Source organism: Tardiphaga sp., from assembly GCF_028290785.1.
Taxonomy (GTDB): Bacteria; Pseudomonadota; Alphaproteobacteria; order Rhizobiales; family Xanthobacteraceae; genus Tardiphaga.
In genome coordinates, this window is the sequence record NZ_JAQGJD010000139.1 from 41,303 (window position 1) to 49,058 (window position 7,756).

General features: G+C 65.2%; 9 protein-coding genes and 1 pseudogene. 7 read left to right on the plus strand and 3 right to left on the minus strand.

The window, feature by feature from the left end; all coding sequences use genetic code 11:
- The first annotated feature begins 107 nt into the window (after nt 1-107).
- The 4 genes and pseudogenes from JWR89_RS08325 to JWR89_RS08340 all read left to right on the plus strand — a co-directional run bounded on the left by JWR89_RS08325 (nt 108) and on the right by JWR89_RS08340 (nt 2,232).
- The gene (locus tag JWR89_RS08325; protein WP_299714194.1) at nt 108-959 is read left to right on the plus strand and encodes a hypothetical protein; all 852 of its coding nucleotides are present in this window, start codon (nt 108-110) and stop codon (nt 957-959) included.
- A 102-nt stretch (nt 960-1,061) separates the two neighbouring features.
- Entirely contained in the window at nt 1,062-1,472 is a 411-nt protein-coding gene (locus tag JWR89_RS08330) for a MucR family transcriptional regulator (protein WP_299714197.1), read from the plus strand.
- Between the two features lie 167 nt (nt 1,473-1,639).
- Nucleotides 1,640-1,873, plus strand: a pseudogene (locus JWR89_RS08335) (DUF6456 domain-containing protein); the annotation flags it as partial.
- 29 nt (nt 1,874-1,902) lie between these two features.
- Complete coding sequence (locus tag JWR89_RS08340) at nt 1,903-2,232, plus strand: DUF6456 domain-containing protein (RefSeq protein WP_299714224.1); 330 nt, start codon at nt 1,903-1,905, stop codon at nt 2,230-2,232.
- A gap of 171 nt (nt 2,233-2,403) precedes the next feature.
- Here the strand turns inward: JWR89_RS08340 and JWR89_RS08345 are convergent, their stop codons facing one another.
- The gene (locus tag JWR89_RS08345; protein WP_299714200.1) at nt 2,404-2,835 is read right to left on the minus strand and encodes a SufE family protein; all 432 of its coding nucleotides are present in this window, start codon (nt 2,833-2,835) and stop codon (nt 2,404-2,406) included.
- Nucleotides 2,836-2,913: 78 nt separating this feature from the next.
- Nucleotides 2,914-3,306, minus strand: a complete 393-nt coding sequence (locus JWR89_RS08350) for a DUF5330 domain-containing protein (protein WP_299714202.1) — start codon at nt 3,304-3,306, stop codon at nt 2,914-2,916.
- Nucleotides 3,307-3,726: 420 nt separating this feature from the next.
- Between JWR89_RS08350 and JWR89_RS08355 the strand changes: the two genes are divergently transcribed.
- The 3 genes from JWR89_RS08355 to JWR89_RS08365 all read left to right on the plus strand — a co-directional run bounded on the left by JWR89_RS08355 (nt 3,727) and on the right by JWR89_RS08365 (nt 6,703).
- Nucleotides 3,727-5,568, plus strand: coding sequence for an ATP-binding protein (locus JWR89_RS08355; RefSeq protein WP_299714205.1), 1,842 nt, complete (start codon nt 3,727-3,729; stop codon nt 5,566-5,568).
- Nucleotides 5,561-6,289: a peptidoglycan-binding domain-containing protein gene (locus tag JWR89_RS08360; RefSeq protein ID WP_299714208.1), complete on the plus strand. Its 729-nt coding sequence runs from the start codon at nt 5,561-5,563 to the stop codon at nt 6,287-6,289. The genes JWR89_RS08355 and JWR89_RS08360 overlap by 8 nt, the downstream gene beginning before the upstream one ends.
- A gap of 69 nt (nt 6,290-6,358) precedes the next feature.
- Nucleotides 6,359-6,703: a DUF1491 family protein gene (locus tag JWR89_RS08365; RefSeq protein WP_299714211.1), complete on the plus strand. Its 345-nt coding sequence runs from the start codon at nt 6,359-6,361 to the stop codon at nt 6,701-6,703.
- 176 nt (nt 6,704-6,879) lie between these two features.
- On the opposite strand, the gene JWR89_RS08370 is transcribed toward JWR89_RS08365, so the two are convergent.
- On the minus strand, nt 6,880-7,755 hold the full coding sequence (locus JWR89_RS08370; RefSeq protein WP_299714213.1) for a DUF2336 domain-containing protein: 876 nt from the start codon (nt 7,753-7,755) through the stop codon (nt 6,880-6,882).
- Nucleotide 7,756 lies beyond the last annotated feature (1 nt).

A 7,756-nucleotide genomic window follows, 5' to 3' on the forward strand; every position in this document is an offset into this window, starting at 1 on the left:
TCAGAAGTTGTGAATCCAGCTTTGCGAGTTGGTGAAGTGCGACTTTAGACGCTATTGTGACACCGGCGACGAGACATGCTCGGACGCCGTCCGGGAGTTTCACGACGATGACTTTGCTGCTGGCTGCCGGGATCGCGGTTATCCTTGCTGGTATTCTCGCAATCGGTTTCGGTATTCCGGTCAAGGAATTCGGCTTCGGCAATACGCTGATTCTGACCGGTACAATCGGAGCGTGCACCGGCCTGATCATGATCAGCCTGGCGATTGTGGTTCGCGAAGTGAAGAAACTCGCACCGCAGCAAGAGGAGGTAGAACCGGAAGCGGCCGCCCGCCTTCCAAAACGCGAGTTGCAGTTTCCGGCACCCGGCGAAGATGGCTCTGGCGACGAGCAGTCAGCGGAATCCAGTGGACCGTTGTTCAGCCGCGATCTGCCCGCAGCGGCGCGGGGCACCGAGGGTGGATCACTGCCGCCACGGCAGGAAGAGGCGGCACGCGCGCGGGGTGGCATTGCCGCTGCTCCACCGCCAGAGCCGGAAGAACCGAAGCGACGCAATCTGCTGTTCTCGTCCACCCGCCGCGAGCGTGAACGCGCCGAGGCCGCAGCCGCAGAGAAGCAGTCCGCCGTGGAGAGCGCCACGCCGACGCCGCCGAAGAGTTTTGAGGACGCCTGGCCGAACAACGAGCGGCCACGCGCCGAAGGGTTTCGCCGCGCCGCCCGGGCGCCATCGACCTTCACCGAGGGCGCGCCGGACGAGCAACTGATTCCGGAGCGTTACGAGCCGCCGTCGCCGCCGCCGAAGGAAGAAGCCGCCGCGGTGACCGTCCTGAAATCCGGCGTGGTCGATGGCATGGCCTATTCGCTGTATTCCGATGGCTCGATCGAGGCGCAGATGCCCGAAGGCATGATGCGCTTCGCCTCGATCGATGAACTGCGCGAGCACCTCGACCAGCGCGGGTAAGCGGGCAGGGCTCGCGGCCCGCGTTTTCTCATTCCCCGCGAAGCGAAGTTTCGCCAGGTAATCGTCAAGTAAATCGCTCCGTTCCGCGAGAAGATGCAGGCCATGACCGATACGCCGAAAAGCTTGATCGACCTCACGGCGAGCATCGTGTCAGCCTATGTCGGGCACAACCCGACCCCGGCGGCAGAGCTGCCGGCGCTGATCAGCCAGGTCCACGCGGCGCTGCTGCGTGTTTCCAGCGGTCGGCCGGAGGTCGCTGCCGAGCCATCGAAACCCGCGGTGTCGCTGAAGAAGTCGATGACCGCCGATTATCTGGTCTGCCTGGAGGACGGCAAGCGCTTCAAGTCGCTGAAGCGGCATCTGCGGACGCAGTACAGCATGACCCCTGAGCAGTACCGCGAGAAGTGGGGACTGCCGGCCGACTATCCGATGGTGGCGCCGAATTATGCGGTGGCGCGCTCGCAACTCGCCAAGAAGATGGGCCTTGGCCAGCAGCGCCGGCGGCGCAAATAACGGGTTCCATTCCGGGGAACCAACATGGAACAAAGCGGCGACGGAAAGCGGCTGGGGACGAATTGACGGCACGCGATGCGCGCGTTCAAAACTAGGAATAATATCTAAAAAGGACTTGTGTCCTCATTTGGCGTGTGCGACCATAATCCTAACTGGAGGTCGCCCGCATGAAAGCTTCCCGCAAGCCGCGTTATTCCGAAGGCGTCGATGCGCACCGCGCCAAGCATTTGTCGCTGGACACGCGCACCATTCTCACCGACGACGGCGCGACCGCCGTGCTGGTCAACGACAGCGAAAGCCCGCTGGCGTGGCTGGCGCGGCACAAGGGTCGTGATGGCCGCAGCATGATCAGCCCGCACCAGTTCATCGCTGGCGAAAAACTGCGCGCCGATTTCACCCGCGGCAACCTGGCGCCGCGCATGACCGCGAACTGGGCCGCGCCGACCGGCGGCCGTCCGCGCGGTTCCGGCAGCAGTCCGAGCGAGATGACCGACGCGATGGTGACGTCGCGGCAGCGCGTCGGACAGGCGATGGAGGCGTGCGGGCCGGATTTTCCGGCATCCTGATGGATGTCTGCTGCTTCCTGCGTGGGCTGGAAGATGTCGAGCGCGAACGCGGCTGGCCGGCGCGCTCCGCCAAGGTGGTGCTGCAGCTCGGGCTCGATCGGCTGGCGCGGCACTACGGTTTTGCCGCGGAGGTGCGGGGGCTGGCGGGGAAGGTCCGTATCTGGCTGGCGGAGGATGTGGCGTTCGAGAGTTAGGTTGCGCACAGTGCACTTACTAACCTCGCCCCGCTTGCGGGGAAGAGGTCGGAGCCTCGCTTTAGCGAGGCTCCGGGTGGGGGAGCCAGAGTTTCACTCGCAAGTGCCCCCCACCCCAGCCCTCTCCCCGCAAAAGCGGGGCGAGGGGGCGCGCCGCGGGTGCGCAGTCAACTACGTCGCCGTGGCCAGCGTTTCCGTGGCGTCCCTGCGGATGCGCTCGACCATGGCGCGCAGGCCGTTGGAGCGCTGCGGGGTGAGATGCTCCTTGAAGCCGAGTTCGTCGAACACCTGGATCGGATCGGTGTCTAGGATGTATTGCGGCGTGCGGCCGGACCACACCGCCAGCAGGATCGCGATCAGGCCGCGCACGATGTGGGCGTCACTGTCGCCGAGATAGGTCAGCACCGGCTCGCCGGCGTCGAAGCGCGCCACCTGGCGCGACAGCCAGACCTGGCTGGCGCAGCCGTTGACCTTGTTCGCAGCGGAGTGCTCGCCGTCCGGCATCGGCGCCAGCGTACGGCCCAGCTCGATGACGTACCGATAGCGGTCGTCCCAGTCTTCCAGCAGCTCGAAATTGTCTTTGATGTCGTCGATCGTGGTCATCGGGGCCCGCATGTCGTTGCAGGCCCTATATAGGGGCGGACGGCCCCGAAAGCGACCACCTTGGCGGCGAAGTTCCGCTTAGGGGGCGATGGCCGGCATATGCCATTCCGCGGCGAGATCGTCGGATGTCAGCGTGTCCGGCGGCGTGGCCGGTATTTCGCCCGGCTCCGAACCGTCGGCGCCGCCGATCGAACCGGTGTGATCCGGCTTCTTCTCGGTGATGATCTGGTAGATCTTCTTGGCGCCTTCCTTGGCGCGTTCGCCGATCGCGGTGGCGGCCTGGCCGCCGACTTCGCAGGCCGCCGGCTGGCGCTTGCAGAACTGGCTCATGTCGGACATCGCGGCACTCGCGGCCGACACCGCCTCGGAGGTGCCGATCTGCGGTCCCTTGTCCGATTCAGGTGTCTTGTCTCTCGGCAGCAGCACGAGCACCAGCCCGAGCCAGAATGCCATGCGAAGCAGGAAAAACATCGCGCAACCCCGTTGGTCTCTTCGAACTCCGTTGCGATTTGTCGCAATCTAGATCGAAGTTAGCAGCCGTCGATAAACTGCAAGTATTTGCGATGCGGTTAAATCGACGAAAATTCGCCGAAAAGGCGCATCAATCGATTCGGTGTAAATTTTTCATTGATGAACATCGCTGCGTTTCCGAAGCGCAAGCGCGCGTGCACCCTTTCGAAACCATATCGACGCGGCGCTTTAAACGTGTCGTTCACCATCACCGCCGATTGAAATCGCGAAAACCCCCGTAAAACAGCCTTCGCGCGTTGAGCCACGTGATCGGGCCGAGCGCTTTAGTGTTCGCTTAATTCGGCTCTGACACGGTGTGGCAACGATAAAGGAGGCGTTCCGGCGCGTCTGATTTGACGAGCAGGCCGTAGCGCGAAAGCCGTGACAGTATTGAACATCATCCGCGAATGTCTTGATGCCCTGCTGCATCCCTCGGCGCGCTACGATGCGCTGACGAGTGCGCGGCATCGCGCCTTCATGGCACCGCGGCTGCTCGGCAGCCTCGCGGCCCTCGCAGCATTCCCGGCGTATCTCGCCATGCGCGGCGCGCCGAATCCGCTGGAGGTCGCGGCGTTCGCCTGGCTGATCGCACCGATTCTATTGTCCTACTTCCTGTCGCGCACCGGCCGCTACGAGAGCGCGCAGATACTGTCGTCGATCGCGCTTGCGAGCCTGGTGATGGCGGTGGCGATCTCCACTGGTGGTATCGAATCCTTTGCCGCGATCTGGCTGGTGGTAGTCCCCCTGGAAGCCGCGCTGTCGGCGTCGCGTCGCGTCGTCGGCTTTGCATCCGCATTGGCCGTGGTCTGTGTCGCGATGCTGATCGGGATGACCGGTCTCGATCTGCTTCCGGCGGCTGACCCGGCTGCAAGTCGTGGCCTCTTCATGGCATTCGGCGTCGCGTCGGCGACGATTTATGCGGCGGGTCTCGCGTTCGGCGCGGAATCGCTGGCGCGCACCAGCGTCTCGCTGCTCTATGTCGAGGAAGACCGCTATCGCCTGCTGGCGCGCAACATGAGCGATGTGATTTCACGGCACCGCCGCAACGGCGCGGTGCAGTTCATCTCGCCGGCGGCGGAAGCGCTGGTCGGCGCGCCCGCGCAGCGGCTGCTCGGCCACGGCCTGTTCGACCGCGTCCATGTCGCCGATCGCCCAGCCTATCTTACGGCGTTGTCCGATGCGGCGCGCGGTGGCGAAGCCCGCAGCGTTGAATTCCGGCTGCGCCGCGATGTCGCGCGCAACGCCGATCGCATGCGGCCTGCAACGGCTGAATTCATCTGGGTCGAGATGCGCTGCCGGCCGATGGAGCAGGGTGCCGACAAGGCGCTGCCGGCGGATGCCGAACTGGAAGTCGTCGCCGTGCTGCGCGATGTCACCGACCGCAAGGTGCAGGAAGAAGCGCTGGCGCTGGCCCGTTCCGAGGCCGAACGCGCCGGCGAATCCAAGACGCGTTTCATGGCCACCATGAGCCACGAGCTGCGCACGCCGCTCAACGCCATCATCGGTTTCTCCGAGATGCTCGTGCAGGAAGACCTGCTGATGGTCAGCGCCGACAAGCGCAAGGAATACGCGCAGCTGATCAACGATTCCGGGCAGCATCTGCTGTCGGTGGTGAACGGCATTCTCGACATGTCGAAGCTCGAATCCGGCAGCTTCGAGATTTCGCCGGAGCCGTTTGCACCGCGTCCGGCGCTGATCAACTGCTGCAACTTGCTGGCGCTGAAGGCGCGCGAGAACGGCATCGACCTCGTCACCGACGCGCCGAAGGATCTGCCCGAGGTCAACGGCGACCTGCGCGCGTTCAAGCAGATCCTGCTCAACCTGGTTTCCAACGCCATCAAGTTCACCGAGCGCGGCGGTACCGTCAGCGTCACCGCCGGCGTCGAAGGCGCACGGCTGCTGCTGCGCGTCAGCGACACCGGTGTCGGCATCGCCGGCGACGACCTGAAGCGGATCGGCGATCCGTTCTTCCAGGCAGGCAAGACCTACCAGCGCCGCCACGAAGGCACCGGCCTCGGCCTGTCGATCGTCAAGAGCCTGGTCGGCATGCATGGCGGCGAAATGAACGTGCAGAGCCGGCTCGACGAAGGCACCACCATCACCATCGCGCTGCCACTGCAGTTCTCGCCGCCGGCAGCCCCCGCCAGCAATATCGCCACGCTGACGCCGGCGTTCCGTGTCGTGTCCCCGGATCAAGATCACCAGGTGAAGAAGAGTGCCTAAGGACAATTCCCCCAAAGACAAGAAGCCACGCCGCAGCCGCGCGCTGGCCGTGATCGAAGCGCCGGCCGAGCGCAGCCTGTGGCTGCGCATGCTGCTGCACAGCCCGAAGGACATGGTCGCCGGGCTGATCGCGTTCGCCGCCGTCAGCGCCATCATCGGCAACGCGATCTTCCTGCAGGCCGGGCGGCATCCGTCGCCGATGTTCGGCTCCAGCGTGGTGGTGCCGCTGCCGGCGCCGTCGGCGTCGGTCAATCTGCTGCCGAAGCCGCGTCCGGCCGACGCGACGCTGCGCCCAGGCGAAGCCAAACTGGATTCGCGGATGCTCGATGCCCGGCCCGTGGACGGCAAGCCGGAGACCAAGGCTGACAGCAAGCCGGTGGAGTCGCGTGCGGCAGCCGCCGATCCGATGGCCGGCCTGGTCAAATCCACCACCCATCCGCCGGCCAATTCCACCGCGGTAGCGCGTCCGCCGGCGCCGATCCCGAACGCCGCGCGCGATCCGCTCGGCGACCTAATCGTCAATTCGCGCCGCGTCGCTTCCGTGCAGCGCGCGCTCACCGAATATGGCTACGGCCAGCTCAAGCCGACCGGCACCGTCGGCTCCGATACGCAGGCCGCGATCCAGCGCTTCGAACGCGAGCGCAAGCTGCCAGTGACCGGGCAGGTGTCGGACCGCATGGTCCGCGAACTGGCCACCGTGACCGGTCGGCCGATCGAGTAGCGGCTTACTTGCCACGGACGTTGCGCGCCGCATCGCGCCCGGGATGAGAATCGATGCTATAGCCTCCTTATGAGACTCAAATCATCGATATGGGTGGCCGCCTATCTGCGCCGCTGCCAGTCCGAAGGCGTGTTCGGCGCGGTGCGCAGGCGCGGCGCGGAGGAGGCCGGTGCGGTGTTCGTCAAGATTGCGCTGCTCGACGGCAACGCCATGCTCTACGCCCCTGCGCCGCAGAGCGCCTATGACGACAGCCGCCCGGTGGAGCGCGTGTTCGCCGCCTCGCCGCCGCAGCCGGTCGAGGAGCGCAAGATCGAGGAGCGGCTGATCAAGGAGATTTCGTTCGATCCGGATGTCTGGATCGTCGAGATCGAGGACAAGGCCGGCCGGCATTTCCTGGATCTGGTGAAGAATTGAACGCAGTGTCGTCCCGGACAAGTGAGCGTTAGCGAACGCCGATCCGGGACCTATAACCTCTGAGGTTTTGGTTTTCCAGGATAGCTGCGCCTATCTTGCTATCAATTGATAGTTCGGCGGCTCTGCGCTCGCTCTGCTCGCTTGGCCGGGACGACGGCTGATAGTGCTCGTCCGAACTACTTCCCGGTATTTCGCATACGCGTGACATCGACACCCGGCTGCACCGCCGGCCGCGCGACCGGTGCCGACCGCGCGCGGTGGCGTTCGTCGTCATACAGCGCCGGGCGATATTTCGCACGCGTCGCGGCCACGGTGGCGCCGCGCCAGGCGGCCACCATGATCAGCGCCGAGCGTTCGCTCAGGATGTCGTAGAACCGCGACAGCCGGTAGACGTTGGTCACCGAGGTGCCGAATTCGGGGGTGAGAAACAGCAGCACGCGCTGGAAGATCGCGCTGCTCATGCCGAGCGCCTTGGCGCAGCACGCCAACGGCTCACCGCCGGCATCGTTGACGACCTGTTCGGCGACCTGATGCGGCAGCAGCAGGGCTTCGCCGAGTTCGCGGGCAAAGTTGTCGCGGTCCTCGGCGAACGCCGCCATTTCGAGGATGTGCATCGCGCGCTCGGCGCGCGCTTCCGGGATCCGGGCGGATGGTTTCAGCGGCGTCTCGGCGAGGTTGTGCAGGATCTGCGCGCGCCCGTTGGCATTGGCCGCGAAGAACATGGCGCTGATTTCCGAGGCGTCCTGCGGTTGCATGGTCATGCTGGCTGCCATCCGCATTTGTGCATCGGTCGGCGGCTTCGCGGCCGCTACCGCCGGCGCTTCGACCGGCGCGATGGATGGCGCCAGCGGCATGCGCTGGTCGGGCATTGCGGGGCGCAGATTGAGCTTGTTCAGGATCGCACGCGGGGTATGCGGATAGACCGACAGCCGCGCACGCACCGCGGCGCGGGTCGCGTCATCCACCTGGTCGATCAATCGCGCGGTCAGTTCGACGAACTGCTTTTCCTCATCCAGCGTATGCGTGCTGGCCTGCACGTAGAGATCCGTCAGC